This is a genomic window from Acinetobacter sp. BEC1-S18-ESBL-01 (assembly GCF_014169935.1).
Taxonomy (GTDB): Bacteria; Pseudomonadota; Gammaproteobacteria; order Pseudomonadales; family Moraxellaceae; genus Acinetobacter; species Acinetobacter pittii.
Map to the genome: position 1 here is coordinate 3,237,132 of NZ_AP022302.1, position 21,454 is coordinate 3,258,585.

At 39.3% G+C, this 21,454-nt stretch carries 19 protein-coding genes; 9 read left to right on the forward strand and 10 right to left on the reverse strand.

What is annotated here, in order from left to right:
• Positions 1–5: 5 nt before the first annotated feature.
• The 3 genes from H7R46_RS15410 to H7R46_RS15420 all read left to right on the forward strand — a co-directional run bounded on the left by H7R46_RS15410 (position 6) and on the right by H7R46_RS15420 (position 1,503).
• Positions 6–380: a DUF4951 domain-containing protein gene (locus H7R46_RS15410; protein ID WP_005066318.1), complete on the forward strand. Its 375-nt coding sequence runs from the start codon at positions 6–8 to the stop codon at positions 378–380.
• Positions 381–545: 165 nt separating this feature from the next.
• Positions 546–983, forward strand: coding sequence for a MarR family winged helix-turn-helix transcriptional regulator (locus H7R46_RS15415; protein WP_005066317.1), 438 nt, complete (start codon positions 546–548; stop codon positions 981–983).
• 88 nt (positions 984–1,071) lie between these two features.
• Positions 1,072–1,503 carry an organic hydroperoxide resistance protein gene (locus H7R46_RS15420; protein WP_005066315.1) on the forward strand — a complete coding sequence of 144 codons (432 nt, stop codon included), beginning with the start codon at positions 1,072–1,074 and terminating at the stop codon, positions 1,501–1,503.
• Between the two features lie 56 nt (positions 1,504–1,559).
• Here H7R46_RS15420 and gspE read toward each other — a convergent pair whose 3' ends face one another.
• Positions 1,560–3,050, reverse strand: a complete 1,491-nt coding sequence (gene gspE, locus H7R46_RS15425) for a type II secretion system ATPase GspE (RefSeq protein ID WP_005066314.1) — start codon at positions 3,048–3,050, stop codon at positions 1,560–1,562.
• A 96-nt stretch (positions 3,051–3,146) separates the two neighbouring features.
• Between gspE and H7R46_RS15430 the strand changes: the two genes are divergently transcribed.
• On the forward strand, positions 3,147–3,968 hold the full coding sequence (locus tag H7R46_RS15430; RefSeq protein WP_002117309.1) for a hypothetical protein: 822 nt from the start codon (positions 3,147–3,149) through the stop codon (positions 3,966–3,968).
• Positions 3,969–3,977: 9 nt separating this feature from the next.
• The gene (locus H7R46_RS15435) at positions 3,978–4,895 is read left to right on the forward strand and encodes a mechanosensitive ion channel family protein (protein ID WP_005066312.1); all 918 of its coding nucleotides are present in this window, start codon (positions 3,978–3,980) and stop codon (positions 4,893–4,895) included.
• Here H7R46_RS15435 and H7R46_RS15440 read toward each other — a convergent pair.
• Positions 4,885–7,689 carry a DUF2339 domain-containing protein gene (locus H7R46_RS15440; protein ID WP_005066309.1) on the reverse strand — a complete coding sequence of 935 codons (2,805 nt, stop codon included), beginning with the start codon at positions 7,687–7,689 and terminating at the stop codon, positions 4,885–4,887. The genes H7R46_RS15435 and H7R46_RS15440 overlap by 11 nt on opposite strands.
• Positions 7,690–7,843: 154 nt before the next feature.
• On the opposite strand from H7R46_RS15440, the gene polA reads away from it, so the two are divergent.
• Positions 7,844–10,615 (forward strand): DNA polymerase I, encoded by a 2,772-nt coding sequence (gene polA, locus H7R46_RS15445; protein WP_005066307.1) that lies wholly within the window; start codon positions 7,844–7,846, stop codon positions 10,613–10,615.
• Positions 10,616–10,668: 53 nt separating this feature from the next.
• Here the strand turns inward: polA and H7R46_RS15450 are convergent, their stop codons facing one another.
• From H7R46_RS15450 to ppx, 5 genes are read right to left on the reverse strand one after another with little or no spacing between them, the layout of a single operon-like run.
• On the reverse strand, positions 10,669–11,238 hold the full coding sequence (locus tag H7R46_RS15450) for a YggT family protein (protein ID WP_000501183.1): 570 nt from the start codon (positions 11,236–11,238) through the stop codon (positions 10,669–10,671).
• Between the two features lie 21 nt (positions 11,239–11,259).
• Positions 11,260–12,096, reverse strand: coding sequence for a pyrroline-5-carboxylate reductase (gene proC, locus H7R46_RS15455; RefSeq protein WP_005804294.1), 837 nt, complete (start codon positions 12,094–12,096; stop codon positions 11,260–11,262).
• On the reverse strand, positions 12,071–13,471 hold the full coding sequence (tilS, locus tag H7R46_RS15460; protein WP_080631001.1) for a tRNA lysidine(34) synthetase TilS: 1,401 nt from the start codon (positions 13,469–13,471) through the stop codon (positions 12,071–12,073). Before tilS ends, proC begins: the two co-directional genes overlap by 26 nt.
• Positions 13,408–14,229, reverse strand: coding sequence for an acetyl-CoA carboxylase carboxyltransferase subunit alpha (locus H7R46_RS15465; protein ID WP_005066304.1), 822 nt, complete (start codon positions 14,227–14,229; stop codon positions 13,408–13,410). The genes tilS and H7R46_RS15465 overlap by 64 nt, the downstream gene beginning before the upstream one ends.
• Before the next feature lie 18 nt (positions 14,230–14,247).
• A complete protein-coding gene (gene ppx, locus H7R46_RS15470; protein ID WP_086260955.1) occupies positions 14,248–15,768 on the reverse strand; it encodes an exopolyphosphatase in 1,521 nt (506 codons plus the stop codon).
• Positions 15,769–16,044: 276 nt separating this feature from the next.
• Between ppx and trxA the strand changes: the two genes are divergently transcribed.
• A complete protein-coding gene (gene trxA / locus H7R46_RS15475) occupies positions 16,045–16,371 on the forward strand; it encodes a thioredoxin (RefSeq protein WP_002054512.1) in 327 nt (108 codons plus the stop codon).
• Between the two features lie 322 nt (positions 16,372–16,693).
• Positions 16,694–17,962, forward strand: coding sequence for a transcription termination factor Rho (rho, locus tag H7R46_RS15480; protein ID WP_002117304.1), 1,269 nt, complete (start codon positions 16,694–16,696; stop codon positions 17,960–17,962).
• 191 nt (positions 17,963–18,153) lie between these two features.
• On the opposite strand, the gene H7R46_RS15485 is transcribed toward rho, so the two are convergent.
• A complete protein-coding gene (locus H7R46_RS15485; RefSeq protein WP_002117184.1) occupies positions 18,154–18,279 on the reverse strand; it encodes a hypothetical protein in 126 nt (41 codons plus the stop codon).
• Between the two features lie 94 nt (positions 18,280–18,373).
• On the opposite strand from H7R46_RS15485, the gene H7R46_RS15490 reads away from it, so the two are divergent.
• Positions 18,374–18,616, forward strand: coding sequence for a hypothetical protein (locus tag H7R46_RS15490; RefSeq protein WP_002117215.1), 243 nt, complete (start codon positions 18,374–18,376; stop codon positions 18,614–18,616).
• Between the two features lie 139 nt (positions 18,617–18,755).
• Here H7R46_RS15490 and H7R46_RS15495 read toward each other — a convergent pair whose 3' ends face one another.
• A complete protein-coding gene (locus tag H7R46_RS15495; RefSeq protein WP_000126166.1) occupies positions 18,756–19,052 on the reverse strand; it encodes an integration host factor subunit alpha in 297 nt (98 codons plus the stop codon).
• Complete coding sequence (gene pheT, locus H7R46_RS15500) at positions 19,049–21,430, reverse strand: phenylalanine--tRNA ligase subunit beta (protein WP_005066297.1); 2,382 nt, start codon at positions 21,428–21,430, stop codon at positions 19,049–19,051. Before pheT ends, H7R46_RS15495 begins: the two co-directional genes overlap by 4 nt.
• Positions 21,431–21,454: the final 24 nt, after the last annotated feature.

The following is a 21,454-nucleotide window of genomic DNA, read 5'->3' on the forward strand; positions in this document are numbered from 1 at the left end:
TATTCATGTGGAAATACTTATTTAGCATTTTTTGCTTGGGGGCAAATATTCATTGTTATGCAGAGCTTGGTACAACAAACCATTTTGTTTCGCCTACTGCACAGCTCAAATCAGATATTCTTCCAGAAACTCCTAAAAATATCCCCTTGCCCGCTTTTGGCCAAAGAATTATTGGTTGGGGTACAGGCGCAGAAGGTGCAAGACAACGTTTAGAAAATATTCAGCCAGCAGATGTTTCTGTGATTAAAAAACAAGGAACTACGCTTGAAATGATTACTGCATGGCAAGATTTTTATGAACAAGAGCAGCAACGTAATGCAAATAATCCTACTGCGAAGTATCGTGCGCGTTTAATGAAAAAGATTGCAGATTTGTGGTAAACACTTTCATCTAGACTATTTTTATCTTATGGAATAATTGATGTAATTATTCCATTTTTTATATCCCTTAATTTACTTTATTCATAACCTATTCTTATGAACATTTAAGAAACTGAATAGAACGCGATATACTACAAAAGCAATACTAGTTTCTTTGAGGAAGATATGGACCAAGACTGTCAAAACTTAAAGCTTGAGAATCAATTATGTTTCCTCATTTATTCAACGAATTTAGCGCTTAATCAACTCTACAGAAAACTTCTAGCACCTTTGGGCATTACCTATCCCCAATATTTAGTGATGTTAGTGTTATGGGAGCAGGATGAAGTGACTGTTTCAGAAATTGGAGCTAAACTTTTTTTAGAATCATCTACCCTCACTCCTATCTTGAAAAAGTTAGAAGCCTCGCATTTACTTCATCGTACCCGTTCAACTCAAGATGAGAGACAAGTGATTATTACGCTAAGTGATGAAGGAAAAAAATTAAAAGATCAAGCAATCCATATTCCAGCAAGCGTATTAGAAGCAAGTTCATGTGATATGACAACACTACTAGGCCTTAAAGATCAACTTACTAAACTCCGTACAAACTTAGTCAAATAAACAGCAATTTTTTTAAAAAATATACTTGTCAAAATAATTAAGTCGTGTACGATATATTTGCATTCAATTTATTTTAGGAATAAAAACGATGTCATTAGAAAAAGTTGTTTATCGTGCAAAAGCTAAAGCAACCGGTGGTCGTGATGGCCGTGCGACTTCATCAGACGGCGTATTAGATGTACAACTTGGTGTACCTAAAGAAATGGGTGGCGCAGGTGGTGCTGTAACAAATCCAGAGCAACTATTTGCAGCTGGTTATTCAGCATGCTTTTTAGGTGCTTTAAAATTTGTTGCAAACCGCGATAAGTTTAATATTAGTAAAGACGCTTATGTAGAAGGTGAAGTAGGTATTGGTCCAATTCCTACAGGTTTTAGCATCGAAGCGACTTTAAATGTTTACTTAGTGGGTATGGATCGTGAAGAAGCTGAAAAGTTAGTTGCAGCAGCTCATATTGTTTGCCCATATTCAAATGCAACTCGCAATAATATTGATGTGACGTTTAATATTGTGACTGAATAAGTTTTGATATTTAAAAAATGCCCGAATCAAATCGGGCATTTTTTACATCTTAAATATTATGCTTCACTTGCCTCATTGGTTACGCGAAGTACTTCTTCGAGTGTAGTTTTACCTGTAAGTACTTTGCGCAAACCATCGTCACGAATAGAACCTGAATACTCACGAGCATGATTTTCTAATTCATATTCAGCTGCGTTACCATGAATCAGACGGCGCATAGGTTCATCAACTGGTACGATTTCATAAATCGCTGTACGTCCATTAAAACCTAAATGTGAACAATGATCGCACCCTTTAGCTTCAGGTAACTGCAACAACGGTTCATTATTAATATGCTGAAAAACCTGTTTCTCAAAAGTATCTGCTTCACGCCATGTCATACAATGTGGACATAAAGTACGAACCAAACGTTGAGCAATCACCCCAATTAAAGAACTTGATAATAAGAAGGGTTCAATCCCCATATCTTTAAGTCGAGTAACTGCACCAATAGCTGTATTGGTATGTAGTGTTGATAAAACTAAATGTCCTGTTAAAGATGCTTGAACTGCAATTTCAGCAGTTTCTAAATCACGGATCTCCCCCACCATCACCACATCTGGATCTTGACGTAACATTGCTTTTAAAGCACGAGCAAATGTCATATCCACTTTGGTATTCACTTGTGTTTGACCAATACCTTCGAGTTGATATTCGATTGGATCTTCAGCAGTTAAGATATTACGGGTATTGTCATTTAGATCAGATAAGGCTGCATATAAGGTGGTCGTTTTCCCCGAGCCAGTAGGCCCTGTGACCAAAATAATACCGTGGGGACGATGTACTAACTGAGTTAAACGCTCATAGTCATTAGCCATTAAACCCAAGTGAGTCATGTTGAGTCGGCCCGCTTGTTTATCAAGCAAACGCATAACGACCCTTTCACCATGTGACGATGGCAAAGTTGAAACACGCACATCCACTTCACGGCCAGCAAGACGTAAAGAAATACGTCCATCTTGTGGTACACGTTTTTCAGCAATATCGAGCTTCGCCATAACTTTAATACGCGAGACTAATAAAGGCGCTAACTCACGGCGTGGTTGTACAATCTCACGTAATTGTCCATCTACACGTAATCGTACAGATAGTTTCTTTTCAAAAGCTTCAATATGAATATCAGAAGCCCCTACTCGAATTGCCTCAGAGAGTAGCGCATTGATCAGACGAACAATAGGTGCGTCATCTTCTTGGTCCATCAAATCTTCTGTTTCAGGAACCTGATCGGCCAAACTCAATAAATCCGGATGATCTTCTAAACCAGCTGCAACTTGTTGTGATTCCCCTGTATCACCTGCATAACTCGTACTTAAGAGCGTATTAAATTCTTGTTCAGTACATAATTGATAATGAGCTGGCTTACCCAAGATGCGTCTTGCTTCCTGCAATGCAATTTTTTCAGTGTTTTGACGTCTAATAATAAATACCTGATCACCGTCATAACGAAATAAAACACCATGACGCTTGGCAAAACTATATGGAACTTGTATTTGTTTCAATATTTGCATCACAATTTATAATGATGAGTAAGATGATTTTGAGTGTACTCTAAGCAGATTACAGCGTGAAGTCTGTTTAACAACTCGGTAGAGGAATTTTGCGTCTTGTTTGAAAATAATGAATATCAGCCTCGCCCCCAGAATTCTTTAAAATGGTGGGGTGAACAGCACTTTGAAATTAACCAATCCAAAGCATGGCAATTCGGTTCAATGCTCTTTCGTTTAACACGTGGCATAAAAGAATGGCGCATCGAATATTATCGTCCCTCTCTTCAAGACGATAATGAACAAGATTGGCACCCCATTGCCGATCCACATTTTGCCTTTCCGCATACGGTTCAAGTAGAACGTTACATGTTTCGAAAGACCAATCCAGAATTTTTACTGATGCCACGTCTGGCAGATCGTTCTGTGGTCATTAAACCTGTCGATCCTATTTATATTCCAGCAGGTCAACGTGGGACTCTATATATCAGCACACCATTATGGATTGCAGGCTTAGTTGAAAGTCAGCATGAACCTTTGTTTGAGATTCCTGTGATTCAGCCTAAAGATACGTGGTTTGGTCCTAATGCGCAGCAAGGAGAAATCTGTTATGCCACTTCCGTGGATGGCCGTACTGATTTGAATCTATTAACACCACGCGCTTTCCGTGCTGTTACTCCAATCGACTTTCACAACACAAGTAATCATCAATTACGCTTTGATCGCATGAATGTGCCAGTGACGGCCCTACCGCTATTTTATAGTGAAAGTACAGGTCGTTTATGGACTTCTCAAATTAAAGTTTATTATGAGGGTTCTGATCGTCCGGCACGTATTCGTATTGAAAATCGTACGCCACCTCTTGCTGGTGAAGTGACCTATGTTCACCCACCACGCTCACCTGGTGGAGCATTATTCAATATGTTTGATTCATTCTTTTAAGAGGTTTATATGGCTGATTCAAATATTCCAAAAGATATCGCTGATAGCCTCAAAAGTATATTTACCAATATCAATACCGAACGTATTAGTGAAATTTTAGTCGCTGTTGTACTGTGTTTCATTGGCTTTGTTCTTGCTCGTATTATTTCAAATACGTTTATTAGAACCATTGGCTCACGTTTTAATGCTCACCAACGCCTTGTATGGCGCCGTGGTATTTTTTATTTCATTTTCTTACTCTTCATCATGACAAGTTTGAAAGAAGCTGGGTTCAAACTTAGTGTATTCCTCGGTGCAGCAGGGATTTTAACTGTAGCACTCGGTTTTGCATCGCAAACATCTGCCAGTAACTTGATTAGTGGTTTATTTTTGATTGGTGAAGGTTCATTTGAAGTCGGTGATACGATCCAGATTACTCTCATTCGTGGTAATACAATTGAAGGCGAAGTAATTTCAATTGATTTGCTTTCGGTAAAATTACTTACACTCGACAATGTCTATATTCGTTTGCCGAATGAACAGCTTATTCGTGCGCCTGTACACAACTTGTCTAAATATCCGATACGACGTATCCCAATTACGCTCGCAATCAACTTTCACGAAGATATTATTAAAGTCCGTGAGGTTCTACTGAATGTAGCAGCTCATTATCCACTTGTACTGGATGATCCAAAACCTGCAGTTACGGTTACCGCATTCAGGGAGTCATCAATTGAGCTTTTATTCACGATGTGGTGTAGACAAGAGAACTCTTTAAAAGTTCGGGATGAAATGCAAGAACGAATCCGAAATGGATTTTTAGATAACCGAATTGAAATTCCTGTTCCTAAAATGGGCTTGATTGATCGACCGTCTACTGGTTTTGCTGAAGATGATATCGATCAATATAGCAATCAAAAAGAATTAAAAAGAGAGCCTAAAGCTTAGGCTCTTGATTCTTGTGTGCGGTAGATGACGGGGGTAATGGCGCAAGATAAGCAATAATTAACATTACTCCACCTGCCCCAATAAACGAAATGACTCGAGTTAATGTCGCACTTTGTGATAGGTCAAGCAAAATCAACTTTAATACCACAATACCTAAAAGCGCAGCACCTACAAACCAGAGTTGACGAATCATTTTACGGCTTGAGAATGTAGTGAGTACAAATGCCAAAATGACCCAAAGCAATGTCAAACTTAACTGCACTTCACCATTCATCCAAATTGCTAAGCTCCATAGTGGTGTCCCCCAGTAATGATGTAAGCCCCTAACGACCACACTACTGAATACCAATAACCCAGCTAAAATTGTTGTAATTTTAAAAGTCCACTCTAGTGATTTATCTTGATCAAAAGCATGTTGATAAATAATAAAGAGCAGACCTGCAAATACTACAATAGAAAGAAAATCAGTTAAGTTAAATAAAGGAACAAAATAAAGGTACTCAGCAGAGTGGCGATCAACGCTCACAACTAGCAACCAAATTAAGCTTAAACACCAAACCGGAATTTGATGCAATAGTGTCGTTTTATGAGCCTTATACGCCCAAAGCGAATAAACCACAGGGATAAAAGCCAGAGCAACAACTGGCATTTTTGGAAAGATCGCCAAACCAACTGCTGCTAACGCCAACCAGCTTAAACCAGCCCAGACATTTAAGTACCCAGACTCATCCGACTGCGGTTGAGCCATAAGAAATAAGGCACTTAGAATAATGGTAGCGACTAAGAAAGTAGTTTGTTTTAATGAGTCTACCCATTTAAACAACGTAAACACTTGACTCGCAAACGCTTCACCCAAAACTAACAGCAGTAACAGGCTAATTAAAATTAACTGCAAACTTTGCCATTGCACACGAAGTTTATAGTGCACAACTGCGCTAAATATTGCTATTAGAACTACGGCGAACGTCAAATATGGACTCAAAGAATGATGATGCCATGTCATTATTTCTACACCAGCTACAGCACCTGCATACATCCCTAAACACAAGAAAATGCCACTAAACATGCTTGCGCTAAAATAGCGTTGCTCTTTACTGTTGTATTGCAATAAATAAAAGGCAGAAATAAATTGGGCAATTGCATAGATGCTTGTGCTTAGCGTTGGGAACTCTTCATTTGCCCACACTTGATAAAACAGTGCAATAGAGCTAAGTAAAACTAAAACTACACCAATATATCGGCTTAAACGGTAGCGCTCAGTTACTCCCCACACAATTAAAGCCGTACCTTGAGCAACCCAACCAATTGCTGTCCAATGTGCTCCTTTTGCAAGCGGGAAAATTAAAGCAAAAAATGCAACCGCGAGAATGAAAAAGCTTTTTGCAAGAACTGAAAGCTGAGGATGAGTTTTTTTAATCCAGAAAGTTAATACTGCATAGGTACCCGCCAAGACGGCTGCACCAATCGTCAATGCTTGTGTAGACTCATGTACTAAGTAGGCATGAAGGGTAAAGCCCAGCACTGGCACACTAAAAATAAGACCAACATCTAAGAGCGGAGGTAAACGAATCCCTTCTTGTTTTTCACTTGCTGACGTCCGAGATATATTTTGGCTATAACGAACACTAAGCCAAATAAACAGCGCGATATGGCACCACAAAATCCAGTCTAATGTATTAAATTTTTCGGGTTCTGCATAAAATGCGATTGCACTACCACCAATAAACATTGTGGCAAAGAAAGCAATTTGATTTAAGATTTTCCAAGGCTGAATAAAATTAACCGCAGCAACTGCTAAGTTAATTACTAAGTAGTAGCTAAATAGGAAGGTTACATCAGGGCGATATTGAGGAATAACTAAAGGAGCCGCATAAGCCATACCCAGTGCTAATATTGCCAAATAAATAGCTTGTTGTTTTAAGCTCAGGAATACCGTAATAGCTAATAAAATCGTAAACAGAATACTCGCTGTAGTTAGGTTGGCAATTACACCAAAATGATGTGAGAACACAAGTGTCAGGAATACAACAGCCAGCCCGACACCTTGCAATGCCACAGCAAACAGCTGATTTTTCTTTTGCAATGTATACCCAAATGCCGTTAACACACCTCCAGCAATCGCAATAAATCCAAGTTTCACACCTAAACTAAGTTGCCAATGCTCGCTTGCAAAACGTAATAGCAACACTACCCCAACCATAAGCACAGCAACAGCAACTCTTAAGATTGGATTACCATGAATCATCCAATCTACGGCTGGTTGCCACCATGCGGCCTGTACATGAGCTGGTTGTTCTGTTTGGTTGAAAGTTGCTGTTTCGGCAGGGGCTAGCGTGTCTGTATTGCTGGCACTAACTTGTTCTATTACAGGATTTATAACTTCTGTTTGTATGGTCTCATTTACATGAACAGTTTGTTTTGCTGACTCGAGGTATAATAGTCGAGTATGAAATGCACTGATGGTTTGAATCAAACATAGCAATAAAACCAGTAAAGCCCCACCAACAATCCACATCCAATGATTGATATAAGCAACTAATGCAACCAAGGCTGCTGCATAAATCACTGTTCTTTGCAGGTGAATAGAATAAAGTGGCGTTTTCTGCTGAGAAAACTGCTGTTCTAAATGAGTTAAACGCTCATGCAGATTTGACAGTAATTGAACTAGAATGACAGTAAGTGCAATAGATAAAGCAATAACAGCACTCTGAAATTTAAAACCAATTGAAATGGCTAAAAACAAAGTCAAAGCGATCAAAACAATGATCATTCCCTGTTTGTCTTTTTTATACATGGGCTTAGCAATATGACACCTTCATTACAGGTCATCTTACTTCAAGCCAATACAAGCGTATATTTATACATACAAAATACTGCAAAAATCATAAACCTGCATTCATAGCCGTTTTCACGTAAAATACCCCTAATTCAAATTAAGGAATTGTTCAATGCCACCATTTGTCTTGGTTGATGGGTCCTATTTTTTATTTCGTGCATATCATGCATTACCACCATTGACGACCTCTACAGGGTTACATACCAATGCAATACGTGGGGCAATTTCTGCCATTCAAAAATTAATGCGCCGTATGCAGCCAACACATATGGCCGTCATTTTTGATACGCCCGAGCCAACTTTCCGCCACAAGCTTTCACCTATTTATAAAGGTGACCGTCCTACCATGCCGGAAGAGTTATCTCAACAGATTCCATATTTGCATGCATTGATTAAAGCTCATGGGATTCCTTTATATAGTCTTCCGGGTGCAGAGGCAGATGACATTATCGGTACGCTCGCTAAACGTGCCGTACTCGAAGGCCACCATGTACTTATCTCAACCGGTGATAAAGACATGGCTCAGCTCGTCAATGATCATGTAAAACTCGAAGATAGCTTTAAAGATCGTGTACTCGACACTGACGGTGTATTTGAAAAATTTGGGGTTTGGCCAAATCAAATTATCGATTACTTAACCCTTATGGGCGATGCATCTGACGGCATCATGGGTGTGCCGGGCGTAGGCGCAAAAACAGCAGCGAAGTTACTAACTGAATATGGCACTTTAGACAATATCATTGCCAATGCTGATCAACTTAAAGGCAAGATTAGCCAAAATATTAAAGATAATTTAGACAATATTAAGCTTGATCACCAGTTAGCTAGCATTGTTTGTGATCTTCCTTTAGAACTCGATTGGCATGAGTTAAAGCTTACTGATCCAAATGTTGAGGCTCTACGTAATCTTTATACTGAGCTTGAGTTTAGAAACCAATTACAGTCGCTTGATCATCCAAACAATCCAAATAGCTCAAGCTATAAACAACAAGCTTCACAGACTATTGTGCAAAATGAAGTTAGACCTGCTGAATCTATAGAAACTGAAGATCAAGCAAGCTTAACTAGTCAAGATGACCAGCTTGGAACTGCAAATTATCATACTGTTTTAACCCAAGAAGCATGGGATCAACTCTGGCAACGCATGCAAAATGCCGATCATTTTGCTATTGATACAGAAACTACAAGTCTGGACTACCGTATTGCCGAGATGGTTGGTTTCTCAATCGCATTTGATGCGAAAGATGCCTACTATGTTCCATTAGCGCATGATTATGAAAATGCGCCGCAGCAACTGGATCGTGATCAAATTCTGGCTCAAATTAAGCCTGTACTAGAAAATGAAGCAGTTAAAAAAATTGGGCATCACCTTAAATATGATGCCCATATCTTTGCCAATCATGGCATAGAACTTAAAGGCTGGTATTTCGATAGCATGCTTGCATCTTATGTATTGAATGCAGCGGCCACTCGTCACGGCATGGATGACGTAGCTCGTGTCTACTTAAGCCATTTAACCACCACTTTTGAACAAATTGCTGGTAAGGGTGCTAAACAAAAGACTTTCAATCAAATTGAGATTGAAGTTGCTGCTCACTATGCTGCAGAAGATGCTCATGTGACCTATCGTTTGTATGAAGTGCTTTCAAACAAACTTAAGCCATTTCCTGAGCTAGAAAATATTTTATATAACATCGAAATGCCAGTTGCCCGTATTTTATCGGGTATGGAAGAAGATGGTATTCGTCTAGATCATGCCTTCTTAGATAAATTAAGCGTTGAATTTGCAAAAACGATGGAAGGGCTTGAAAATCAAGCGATGGAAATTGCAGATGAAACTTTTAATATTGCATCTCCTAAACAAGTAGGTGAAATCCTATTTGATAAATTAGGAATCAAAGGCGGTAAAAAAACTGCAACTGGACAATACAGCACCAGTGAAAGTGTTTTAGAAAAAATTGAACATCCTTTAGCGGAGATTATTCTAGAGCATCGCGGTTTAGCAAAGCTAAAAAGTACCTATACTGATCGTCTAGTTGAGCAATCTCATAACGACACGCATCGTGTACATACAAGTTATCACCAAGCGCTCACAGCAACAGGTCGCCTCTCCTCTTCAGATCCTAACTTACAAAATATTCCAATTCGTAGACAAATTGGGCGTCAAATTCGTAAAGCATTCATTGCGCCAGAAGGCCGAGTACTATTGGCTGCCGATTACTCTCAAATTGAATTACGTTTAATGGCTCATTTTTCTCAAGATGAAGCATTAGTACACGCATTCCAGCATGGACAAGACGTTCACCGTCGTACTGCTGCCGAAGTATTGGGCATTGCAATTGAAGATGTGACCAATGACCAACGCCGTCAAGCGAAAGCAGTTAACTTTGGCCTACTTTATGGTATGTCTGAGTTTGGTTTGATTCGTCAATTAGGCTTTACACGTCAAGAATCGCAAAACTATATTAAGCAATATTTCCAACGCTATCCTGGCATCTATGAATATATGCAACGTACCCGCCAAGTTGCATCAGAGCAAGGTTTTGTTGAAACTATTTTAGGTCGTCGTCTTTATACACCTGATATTGATGCACGAAATGTAATGGTACGTAAGGCTGCCGAACGTGCTGCAATTAATGCACCGTTACAAGGTAGTGCCGCTGATATCATTAAACTTGCAATGATTGAAGTCGATAAAATCTTACCAAAAGATCAAGCCAAACTACTACTTCAAGTACACGATGAATTAGTGTTTGAAGCAGATCAAAACATTGCCGAGGAGCTCTCTAAGCAAATCGCGACTGTCATGGAATCTGTAGTAAAAATTTCTGTGCCTTTAGTTGTTGAAGTTGGGCAAGGGCAAAACTGGGATGATGCCCATTAATTAGTAGAAATAAAAAAAGGGCTGTATTAACAGCCCTTTTTTTTTGCGTTAACTTAAAGTCCCGTTAAAAGAACTTTTGCAACTTCATTCATTAAGATCTCGGCAATATAAAGCGCCAAAAACGCCAAAATTGGAGATAAGTCAATCATTCCCATATTAGGCAATAAACGACGGAATGGTGCGAGTAATGGTTCAGCTAAATCTTGAATCACTTCAATATAAGGTGAACGCGATTGAGTGAACATAACCACCCAACTCAAAATAATTGTCGCGAAAATTAAATAACGGCAGAAACGAATTAGGTCCTGAATCATAGTCACAAATGTCAGAATCACTAAGTGAACCGGACTATTTGGCATAGAACCAGAAAGATACATCACGCCAAAAATTTTCAGCAAATATAAAATAATTAAAAGAACCAACGCAGCCAAATTAAATCGGCCTTTTGCGACCGTCGGAAAAATTCGGCCAAAAATATCAACAATTTTAGTCGCCTTTACGGTCGATAAAACCACAGGATTATAAGGACTTACTGCCGCCAATTGCATTAAAAAACGGAAAAAGACCAATAAAATCGCGACATTAATTAAAATTCCAAAAATTAGCGCAGAATTTGCACCCATAGTTGTCTTATCCTATTTAAGCTATTTCGCACTGTCACTCAATTCTTGAGCCAATTCTTGACTACGCTTCTGTGCAGCAGCCAATGCAGATTGAATATTTTGGGAGATTTGTGCACGGTCAAAAACTTCAAGTGCAGCTTGAGTTGTGCCATTTGGCGATGTCACATTCTTACGAAGTTCAGAAGGAGTGTTTGAACTCGTAATTGCCATTTGAGCTGCACCTAATGCCGTTTGAAGAGTCAACGCAGTTGCAACTTTTTCATCAAGTCCTAAATTTTTACCCGCACGGATCATACTTTCCATGAGATAGAAGAAATATGCAGGACCTGAGCCAGAAACCGCTGTTACCGCATCAATTTGAGCTTCGGAGTTTACCCAAATTGTTAAGCCTGTGGCTGCTAAAATCTGACTTGTTAATTCACGATCCGAAGTACCTACTACATCATTTGCATAGATACCATGTGCACCCGTCTGAACTAGAGCTGGCGTATTTGGCATAACTCGAACAATTCGATTGCTATCAATTAAGTTTGATATCGTTTGGATTTCAGCACCAGCAATAATTGAAATAACCAATTTATCTGATAACAGTCCTTTTAAAGGACGTAAAACAGTCGCCAAAACTTGTGGTTTTACTGCCAGTACAACGACATCAGCATTTTTAATTGCAGCTACATTATCTTGTGTCACATGGACTTCTTTTTCTTGCAATAATTGACGTATTTGCTCAACAGGATCTGAAACGGTAATACGTGTTGGCGGTAAACCTCTTGAAATGAGCCCACCAATCAAAGCTTGGGCCATATTACCACCACCAATAAAACAGATATTACTATTTACTGCACTTGTCATAACCATCTTCGCCATTTACCAGATTACAAGAATAAGAAATTAAATCTGGTTGCCATCCTCCTTGCTCACAATACGGAGACTGAGCCAACCAAAATCCTTTCGGTGTAAAAACCCCAAGCATAACATTATCTATGACTAATATTTGAATTGTATGACGAAGCCAAGGCAAAATATGTGCTTCTTGAATTGCTTTTTTTAATGGCCATTGCCCAACACGACCATATAAATGGACCTTTTCACCACCTTGGCGTCGAATAATTTTTAATTTTTTATTTAATAAAGATGCAGACAAACCCATATTTTTTTGAGTAATTTGAAATTGTCCTGAAGCACAGTGCACTATTTCCCCTAGTTGAAAATAATGCTCCATCTCGGTTTCAACTGGGTTTAATTTTTCAGCAAGAAAAACTTGTCGACTCAATCTATAAAGATGATGTTGATAACGGACATAGTAAAACTGGTTCCAATGTAATGCCGCTTGTGCATCAGACTTTGAATCAATTACTTCATTTTTTAACCGCTCAACCATTTCAAATGCAGGGCGATATTGCCCATCACCTTTCATCCAAACCGAAAGCAATTGACGCTGTCGAGCAGAAGATAGTTCTAATAGCTGAGTTAAATCCAAACATTCGTCCGTACCACAATTTTGCAAATCAACTTTTAAAACTTCTTCTAAAATTTCAGAAGCATCTTGCATCAAATAGCTAGTACGACTAAGTGCTTGCTGCATTTTTGGAAAACGGTTTTGTAAGAAGGGCCAAAGTTCTTCACGCGACCACGCCCGATCATAATGGATATCGTAATTTGTAGGATCATCTACATACTCAATCTCAAGTTGAGTGGTCCACTCGGCAATCTGCTCACGGGTTAAATCCAAAAAAGGGCGCCAAATTGTCATATCAACACGATGATCAATACACTGCATAGCAGCAAGCCCATCAACACCCGCACCCGATAATAAACGCAATATTACTGTTTCAGCCTGATCTTGCTGGTGATGAGCAAGCACTAAAATTTCGTTGGCTTGTAAATGTTGTAGATAAGCGTAATAACGTGCCTGACGTGCTTGAGCTTCCAAATTACCGTCAGTAACTTGAACTTTTTGAATGGTATAAGGAATATTTAAACGAGTCGCTTGTTTAGCAACGAGTTCGCCCCACTCTGCACTTTTTGATTGCAGTTGATGATCTATGTAAATTATTCGGATCTTATGAGGGAAAATTTGAGACATCAAATGTAGTAGCAGCATTGAATCCATGCCACCACTACATCCAATAAGAAAAGTACTATTTTCTGAAAACTCTTGAGCCTGTTTTAAGACGCAATGCCTAAATTTTCGCTGCCAAACTTCATTAAACGTTGATAACGTGCTTCGCATCGTTCATTTGCATCCATTGGTAGCAACTCATCCAAAGCTTGCTTCAAAACTACTTTTAGGTTTTGCATGACTTGCTCAGGGTCTAAATGAGCCCCTTCGCCTTCATCTACTACATATTCAACAATACCTAGAGATTGTAATTTATCTGCTGTCAAACCTAAAGCTTCACTTGCTTGAGCCGCTTTTTCAGCAGTTTTCCATAAAATAGATGCACAGCCTTCTGGTGAAATCACAGAATAAATACTATGCGACAACATAATTACTCGGTCAGCAACACCAATACCTAAAGCACCACCAGAACCGCCTTCACCAAGTACTGTTGCGACAACAGGAACTTTCAAACTTGAAAGTTGAGCAAGGCTAGTTGCAATTGCTTCAGCTTGTCCACGCTCTTCAGCACCAACACCTGGATAAGCACCCATAGTATCAATAAATGTGAAGACCGGAAGATTAAAGCGCTCTGCCATATCTAATAGGCGTTGAGATTTACGGTAACCTTCTGGGTTAGCCATACCGAAGTTGTGCTTTAATTTTTCACGGGTACTACGACCACGGTGTTGGCCAATAACCATCACAGGTTGACCATCAAAACGAGCAAGACCACCTACCATCGCACCATCGTCACCAAACAAACGATCACCATGCAAGGCATCAAACTCTGTAAAGATTTCACCGACATAATCTAGAAACTGCGGACGATCAGGATGACGTGCAATTTGAACCGTTGTCCACGCTTTGGACTGAGTAGCTTTTTTCATAGGTCGAATATTATCCCTTTAATCGATAAATTTTTCCGACTGAATATTCAATTCAATGTCCCAATGCTTAAACTGCTCTTGCTCATCATGCAAGTCGGCAACTAACAATGGCCATTGTTTGGCATCACCAGAAACACTAAGTTGCCATTGTTGATCATTTATGATGGTCAGTTCAATGGCAGGAAGCATCTGATCACTTCGACTATGGTTGAGTAAAACTGCTAGGCGAAGTAATAAACATAGATAAAGTAATTTATGACCACCAGCCTTCAAAATTTCATTTTTTACATCATTTCGCAATTTACGACGGTGGTGAGCGACCAAATGTGAAAGGTGATTTTGGTCAATTTGTGAGAAGCCCGGAATATCAGAATGCTGCAATAAATAAGCACCATGACGGTGATACCCACCATGACTAATCGCCAAACCAATTTCGTGCAAATAGGCAGCTCGGCGCAGTAAGTCACTGTCTTCACTCGTTAAATTGAGAGGTTCTGCAACACCATCAAATAATTGTTGTGCTGTATTTACGACTCTTTCTGCTTGCTTTGGATCAGCGTTATAACGTCCCATTAAAGCTTGTACACTACGATCACGGATATCTTCATGTTTAAAACGACCTAATAGGTCATACATGACTCCTTCACGTAATGCACCATCAGAATATGCCAAACAATCAATTTCTAAAACCTCAAAAACTGCGTACAAAATTGCCAATCCGGCTGGCAAAACTGCTCGTCGGTCTTCTCTTAACCCTTCAAAATCAATTTCAGAAATATTTTTAAACTTAAGTAATTTATCTTTGAGTTTGTATAACCCTTCTCGAGTGACGTTTTCTTGCTCATCACTCAAGCCCATATTCACCATAATTTGGCGGCAAGCTTTAATCGTTCCACTAGAACCAACGACAGTATCCCAACCTTCCATTTTATACGTTGTTGCAATAGCTGAAAGTTCTTTACGGGCAGCAACTACTGCTTTATCAAAGGCTTTTTGTGTGATTTCGCCATCGGCAAAGTAGGCTTTTGTATAAGCCACACATCCCATTTGCAATGACTCTGTATAAATAGGCTCAAACTCTTCACCAATAATGAACTCAGTAGAACCACCACCAATATCTACAACTAAACGTCGACCACCATTTGCCATGGTATGCGATACGCCAAGATAAATCAGACGCGCTTCTTCTCGCCCAGCAATAATTTCAATAGGTTTAGGCAAAATTTCTGCTGCTTTTTGAATAAATTCATGACCATTTTTTGCCTGACGCAAAGCATTGGTCGCCACAATTCGTAAGCGATTTGGTTGAACAGAACTTAATCTTCCTACAAAACGAGCCAAGCAGGCTAAGCCTCGTTGCTGAGCGGCTTCTGTTAGGTTTTTATTCTCATCTAAACCAGCTGCGAGCTGTACTTTTTCTGACATCGAAGCAACTTTTTTAACTTCGCCATGATCTACCCGTGCAATTGCAAGGTGAAAACTGTTCGACCCCATATCTATGGCGGCAAGTAATTCTTCATCAATCAGAAAATCAGACATTATTGAACTAAACCCATAACAATTCACGCCTAGAGTAATTCACAAGAATGCAATTGAAAAGCCATTTTCATCAACAATTAGCTGTGATTTAAATTTTTCTATTTATAAGTTGATTGTACAAGTCGATGATGAATATCGTGAGCATCCATTAGACAATTTTAGTTAAGCCTTGAATAATAGCATCAAACCCTTACATTGAACTAAGTAGCTATGTAATACTGATAGAGATAATTTTCTCCTGTAATAGCACTTTTTTCTAAAAATTGGAGCCGTACCATGTCTGCGACTATTGTAAATACAACTGATGATAACTTCCAAGCAGATGTTTTAGATGCTGAAACCCCTGTACTTGTTGACTTCTGGGCAGGATGGTGTGCACCTTGTAAAGCAATCGCACCTGTGCTTGAAGACCTATCAAGTGAATATGCTGGTAAAGTAAAAATTGTTAAAGTTGATGTGACTTCTTGCGAAGATACAGCAGTGAAATACAACATCCGTAACATTCCTGCTTTACTACTTTTCAAAAATGGTGAAGTTGTAGCTCAACAAATTGGTGCTGTACCTCGCTCTAAACTTGTTAGCTTTATTGATGAAAACGTTTAAGTCAAAATGCTAAAAAAGAAAATACGCTATACTTTTTTATAGCGTATTTTTTTCGCCTATAAATTGACAAATTTGCTAGGCTGGCTTATATTGCATGCTCAAGAGGCACTGAAGGGAATCATCTTCGTCCGGCTTCTTACAAGACACAAACATAAAGATCGCCACTCGGCAACAGAAATTGTTTTTTCACATTTCTCTTCGAAACAATTAATCAGACTTCTGAATTGTTATTGTGTAAATACAATTGCGATAATCTTTTTTGTATGCGAGCGATTTTTCTTCTTTTTAAACCACACTCTACTCTTTCCTAATTCTGACCCTTATGAATTTAACTGAACTCAAGAAAAAACCAATCGGCGAACTAATTAAAATTGCTGAATTTATGGGCCTGGAAGGTATGGCTCGTAACAGAAAGCAAGATATTATTTTTGCCATTTTGAAACGCCATGCGATGAATGGCGAAGAAATTTTTGGTGATGGCGTTCTCGAAATTCTCTCTGATGGTTTTGGTTTTTTGCGTTCTGCCGCAGGTTCGTATTTAGCAGGTCCGGATGATATTTATGTGAGTCCTTCACAGATCCGACGCTTTAACTTGCGTACAGGTGATACCATCACAGGTACTATTCGCCCTCCAAAAGAAGGTGAGCGTTATTTTGCGTTGCTCAAAGTTAACCAGATTAACTATGACACGCCAGAAAATTCTCGAAATAAAATTTTATTTGAAAACTTAACTCCCCTTTTCCCTACCGAACAATTGGTTATGGAATTAGGTAATGGTACGACAGAAGACTTAACTGCTCGTGTCGTTGATTTAGTTGCGCCAATTGGTAAAGGCCAACGTTCTATTATTGTTGCACCGCCGAAAGCGGGTAAAACAATGTTACTTCAAAATATTGCTCAATCGATTGTTAGAAACAATCCAGAAGTATTCTTGATTGTTCTATTAATTGACGAACGTCCAGAAGAAGTAACCGAAATGGAGCGTACTGTTCGCGGTGAAGTTATTGCGTCAACATTTGATGAAGCACCAGCTCGCCATGTACAAGTTGCAGAAATGGTAATTGAAAAAGCTAAACGTCTTGTTGAGCACAAAAAAGATGTTGTGATTCTTCTTGACTCTATTACCCGCCTTGCACGTGCTTACAACACTGTTATTCCGTCATCAGGCAAAGTATTAACTGGTGGTGTAGACGCTCATGCATTAGAGCGCCCTAAGCGTTTCTTCGGTGCAGCACGTAATATCGAAGAAGGTGGCTCACTTACGATCATCTCTACTGCTTTGATTGAAACAGGCAGTAAAATGGATGATGTAATTTATGAAGAATTCAAAGGTACAGGTAACCAAGAGATCACTCTTGATCGCCGTATTGCTGAAAAACGTGTCTTCCCTGCTATGAATATCAAAAAATCTGGCACACGTCGTGAAGAGCGTTTAATGGATGAAGATAAATTACGCAAAGTATGGATCCTCCGTAAGCTACTTCACCCTATGGATGAGTTGGCAGCAATGGAATTCTTACTTGACCGCATGAAAGAAACCAAAACAAATGATGATTTCTTTGATCAAATGAAACGTAAAGCTTCAACTTAAGTAATTAAGCCTTCAAAAAAAGCCACTCTTTTGAGTGGCTTTTTATTTGGTTGACAAGCTTTACACAAAAATACATTTTGCTTATTTTTATGTAAAATTATTTATAAGCTTTTGATAATAAATATTTTTGCATAAAAAAGCTTAGTTTTTTTAGTAGCTTACCTCTACCTTTTCCAATATACACGAGCTGATTAATTGTTTTTTTCTGTTAAAAAACAGTCTGTTTTTCTCTTTTTCATACGTTTTTTTGACAGACGACAGTAGTATTTCAGCATTTGCAGTGATAGCATAGCGGCAGACCAGTTAGACTGCTCCATGCGTTGTTACCTAGCTACGTTTTAGGAATAATAAAAGCAAAACAGTCCAACTTAGGTTTTTTTAATCTCAAATCTTTTTTGTGAGAGTGATGCCATGTTATTCAAAAAATTCGCTGTTGCTGCTGCTGTTGCTGCTACTTTAGCTTTCGTTGGTTGTTCTAAGAAAGAAGAAGCTCCTGCTGCTGCTTCTGAAGCTGTAGCTGCTGCTTCTGAAGCTACTGAAGCTGCTTCTGAAGCTGCTGTAGCTGTTGACGCTGCTGCTTCTGAAACTGCTGCCGCTGCTTCTGACGTTGCTGCTGCTGCTTCTGACGTTGCTGCTGCTTCTGCTGCACACTAATCTATATTCTAGATTAGATAAAAAAGAGGACATTTTGTCCTCTTTTTTTATATCTAAATTTTGATTTTCTAAGATTAAGCGGTCCTATATTGCTGCCCAATAAACTATATAAAGCTATTTAAAATATAAAAAAAGCAGATCAATCGATCTGCTCATTTCCAACGCGTTGTCTAAACTTCTGACCCGCTCTGAAGGTCACTACCCTACGTGCTGAAATTGGAATTTCTTCACCTGTCTTAGGGTTACGTCCTGGACGTTCGCGTTTATCTCTTAACTCGAAATTACCAAAACCAGAAAGCTTAACCTGCTCCCCTGCAATAAGTGCTTGGCTAATCTCGTCAAAGAACAACTCGACCATTTGTTTTGCTTCACGGCGATTTAAGCTGGTTAACTCACTTAAATGATCAGCCATGTCTGCTTTAGTTAATGCTGTCATGAGGCCCTCAATGTCGCTTGATAAGTGTTTTCCAACACTTGGATTATATTGTCCATACCAGATTTAATTTCAGCATCTTCAAGCGTACGTGAAGGATGTTGCCATAATAATGCAAACGCCAATGAGCGCTTACCTTCTTCGACACCCTGCCCCGTATACACATCGAATAACCATGTAGAGTCTAAAAGCTCTCCACCAGTTTTTTCGATTAACTGCTGAATATCTCTAACATTTATATTATCAGAGATTAAAAGCGCAATATCACGTCTGATCGAAGGAAAACGTGATAATTCTGTAAAATTAGATACATAAGATTGCAAAACGGCTGTTTGATCGAGTTCAGCAACCCACGTTGTTGTTAAATCAAGCTCATTTTCTAGAGATGGATGCAAACGTCCTAAATAACCAATTGATTGTCCATCAACTAAAATTTCAGCAGACTGCCCCGGATGCAACCATGCACGCTCAGAACGTACATATTCAACTTTGACACGACCAGCAGCCAAAATCTCTTCTATCTCTCCTTTGAAGTCAAAGAAATCCATTGGTTGAGGCTTCACATGCCAAGATTCTGGTTGTTGGGAGCCAACTGCCACTAGAGCTAAAGTTGGAATCTGTTTTAGATCTTCAATACTCTTAGCATCTTGATAATCAAAACGCAGTCCTAATTCAAAGAAACGAACACGGCTTTGCTGACGGTTAAGATTATATTGTACGCAAGGAATTAAACTTGAAAGCAAAGTACTACGCATCGCAGCCAAATCACTTGAAATTGGATTTGCTAGCATTAACGGATTTACTTGCGGGTTCAATTGCTTTTCAAGTTTTGCATCAGCAAAGCTAAAACTAATTGCTTCTTGATAGCCTAAAGTCACGATAGTTTGACGCAACTCTGCAATTTCAAATCGGTCTTGATATTTAGCTAATTGAACATCCATGCTTGGTAAGCTAATTTGGATATTGTCATAACCATCAATACGTGCCACTTCTTCAATTAAGTCTTGATAAATAGCCATATCATAGCGATGTGATGGAGGCACTACGCTCCACTCACCTTCAGCTTTAACAGTTACTTCACATCCTAGTCGATTTAAAGCATCTGCAATGAAATCAGCCGTCAATTGATATCCCAACAATTGGTCTACCTGAGCTTGTTTCAGTTCAATTGCTTCACGTTTTGGTAAAATTTCAGTTTTTTCAGCTACAGTAATTGGACCAAACTCACCACCTGCTAACTCTTGAATAAGCTGCGAAGCACGGTTCATGGCAATTAACGGCAACTCAAAATCTACACCACGTTCATAACGCTGCGAAGAATCAGTATGCAAGCCAAAACGACGAGCACGTCCAGCAATAGCAAGTGGCGCGAAGAATGCACTTTCTAGGAAAATGTCAGTTGTGTCATCAGTTACGCTTGATGCTAAACCACCCATAATTCCGGCAATTGCCAAAGCTTTCTGGTCATCAGCAATCACCATTATATCTTCTTGCAACTCAACTTCTTGATCATTAAGAAGTTGTAGTTTTTCTTGTGGCTGAGCTTGACGCACATGTACAGTTCCTTCGATTTTAGCTAAATCGAAAGCATGCATTGGCTGACCCAGTTCCATAAGGACATAGTTCGTCACATCAACCAAAATACTGTGCGTGCGAATTCCTGAACGAGCTAAAGCCTGTTCCATCCACTCAGGTGTAGCAGCTTTTACATTAACGTTTTTAATTACACGTCCTAAGTAGCGTGGAGCACCTTCAGTGCTGATCACTACTTTCTTCTCATCAGCAATTGTCGCATCAACTGATTTAATATCAGGTTCATTCATTTGCAGTTGGTTAATTACTGCAATCTCACGAGCGATACCACGGATACTGAAACAGTCACCACGGTTTGGTGTAATGCTGATATCGATGACGTTATCATCGAGTTTTAAGTATTCACGGATGTTTACCCCTACTGGAGCATCATCTGGTAGTTCGAGCAAACCATCGATTTTATCTTCAAGATCGATCTCAGAAGCACCACAAAGCATGCCTTGTGATTCAACTCCACGAAGTTTACCTTTTTTGATTTTGAAATCACCCGGTAATACAGCACCAATCATTGCAACTGGAGCTTTCATGCCAGCACGAACATTCGGTGCCCCACAAACAATTTGTAAAGGCTCGCCCGAACCAATATTAACTGTCGTTACACGCAAACGGTCTGCATCAGGATGTTGCTCAACTGTTAAAACTTCGCCGACCACGACGCCAGTAAATGGCTTAGCAACAGGTGCAAGTTCATCAACTTCAAGACCAAGCATAGTTAACTGATCAGATAATGTCTCACTATCAATTGCTGGGTTAACCCATGTGCGTAGCCAATTTTCGCTAATCTTCATCTTTATAAACCTTTTTTAATCCTG

What these genes read in the sequence shown, in the direction of transcription:
- H7R46_RS15410 (WP_005066318.1), top strand. Translation starts at nt 6, where the DNA reads ATGTGGAAATACTTATTTAGCATTTTTTGCTTGGGGGCAAATATTCAT.
- H7R46_RS15415 (WP_005066317.1), top strand. Translation starts at nt 546, where the DNA reads ATGGACCAAGACTGTCAAAACTTAAAGCTTGAGAATCAATTATGTTTC.
- H7R46_RS15420 (WP_005066315.1), top strand. Translation starts at nt 1,072, where the DNA reads ATGTCATTAGAAAAAGTTGTTTATCGTGCAAAAGCTAAAGCAACCGGT.
- gspE (WP_005066314.1), bottom strand. Translation starts at nt 3,050, where the DNA reads ATGCAAATATTGAAACAAATACAAGTTCCATATAGTTTTGCCAAGCGT.
- H7R46_RS15435 (WP_005066312.1), top strand. Translation starts at nt 3,978, where the DNA reads ATGGCTGATTCAAATATTCCAAAAGATATCGCTGATAGCCTCAAAAGT.
- H7R46_RS15440 (WP_005066309.1), bottom strand. Translation starts at nt 7,689, where the DNA reads ATGTATAAAAAAGACAAACAGGGAATGATCATTGTTTTGATCGCTTTG.
- polA (WP_005066307.1), top strand. Translation starts at nt 7,844, where the DNA reads ATGCCACCATTTGTCTTGGTTGATGGGTCCTATTTTTTATTTCGTGCA.
- H7R46_RS15450 (WP_000501183.1), bottom strand. Translation starts at nt 11,238, where the DNA reads ATGGGTGCAAATTCTGCGCTAATTTTTGGAATTTTAATTAATGTCGCG.
- proC (WP_005804294.1), bottom strand. Translation starts at nt 12,096, where the DNA reads ATGGTTATGACAAGTGCAGTAAATAGTAATATCTGTTTTATTGGTGGT.
- tilS (WP_080631001.1), bottom strand. Translation starts at nt 13,471, where the DNA reads ATGCGAAGCACGTTATCAACGTTTAATGAAGTTTGGCAGCGAAAATTT.
- H7R46_RS15465 (WP_005066304.1), bottom strand. Translation starts at nt 14,229, where the DNA reads ATGAAAAAAGCTACTCAGTCCAAAGCGTGGACAACGGTTCAAATTGCA.
- ppx (WP_086260955.1), bottom strand. Translation starts at nt 15,768, where the DNA reads ATGTCTGATTTTCTGATTGATGAAGAATTACTTGCCGCCATAGATATG.
- trxA (WP_002054512.1), top strand. Translation starts at nt 16,045, where the DNA reads ATGTCTGCGACTATTGTAAATACAACTGATGATAACTTCCAAGCAGAT.
- rho (WP_002117304.1), top strand. Translation starts at nt 16,694, where the DNA reads ATGAATTTAACTGAACTCAAGAAAAAACCAATCGGCGAACTAATTAAA.
- H7R46_RS15485 (WP_002117184.1), bottom strand. Translation starts at nt 18,279, where the DNA reads ATGGAGCAGTCTAACTGGTCTGCCGCTATGCTATCACTGCAAATGCTG.
- H7R46_RS15490 (WP_002117215.1), top strand. Translation starts at nt 18,374, where the DNA reads ATGTTATTCAAAAAATTCGCTGTTGCTGCTGCTGTTGCTGCTACTTTA.
- H7R46_RS15495 (WP_000126166.1), bottom strand. Translation starts at nt 19,052, where the DNA reads ATGACAGCATTAACTAAAGCAGACATGGCTGATCATTTAAGTGAGTTA.
- pheT (WP_005066297.1), bottom strand. Translation starts at nt 21,430, where the DNA reads ATGAAGATTAGCGAAAATTGGCTACGCACATGGGTTAACCCAGCAATT.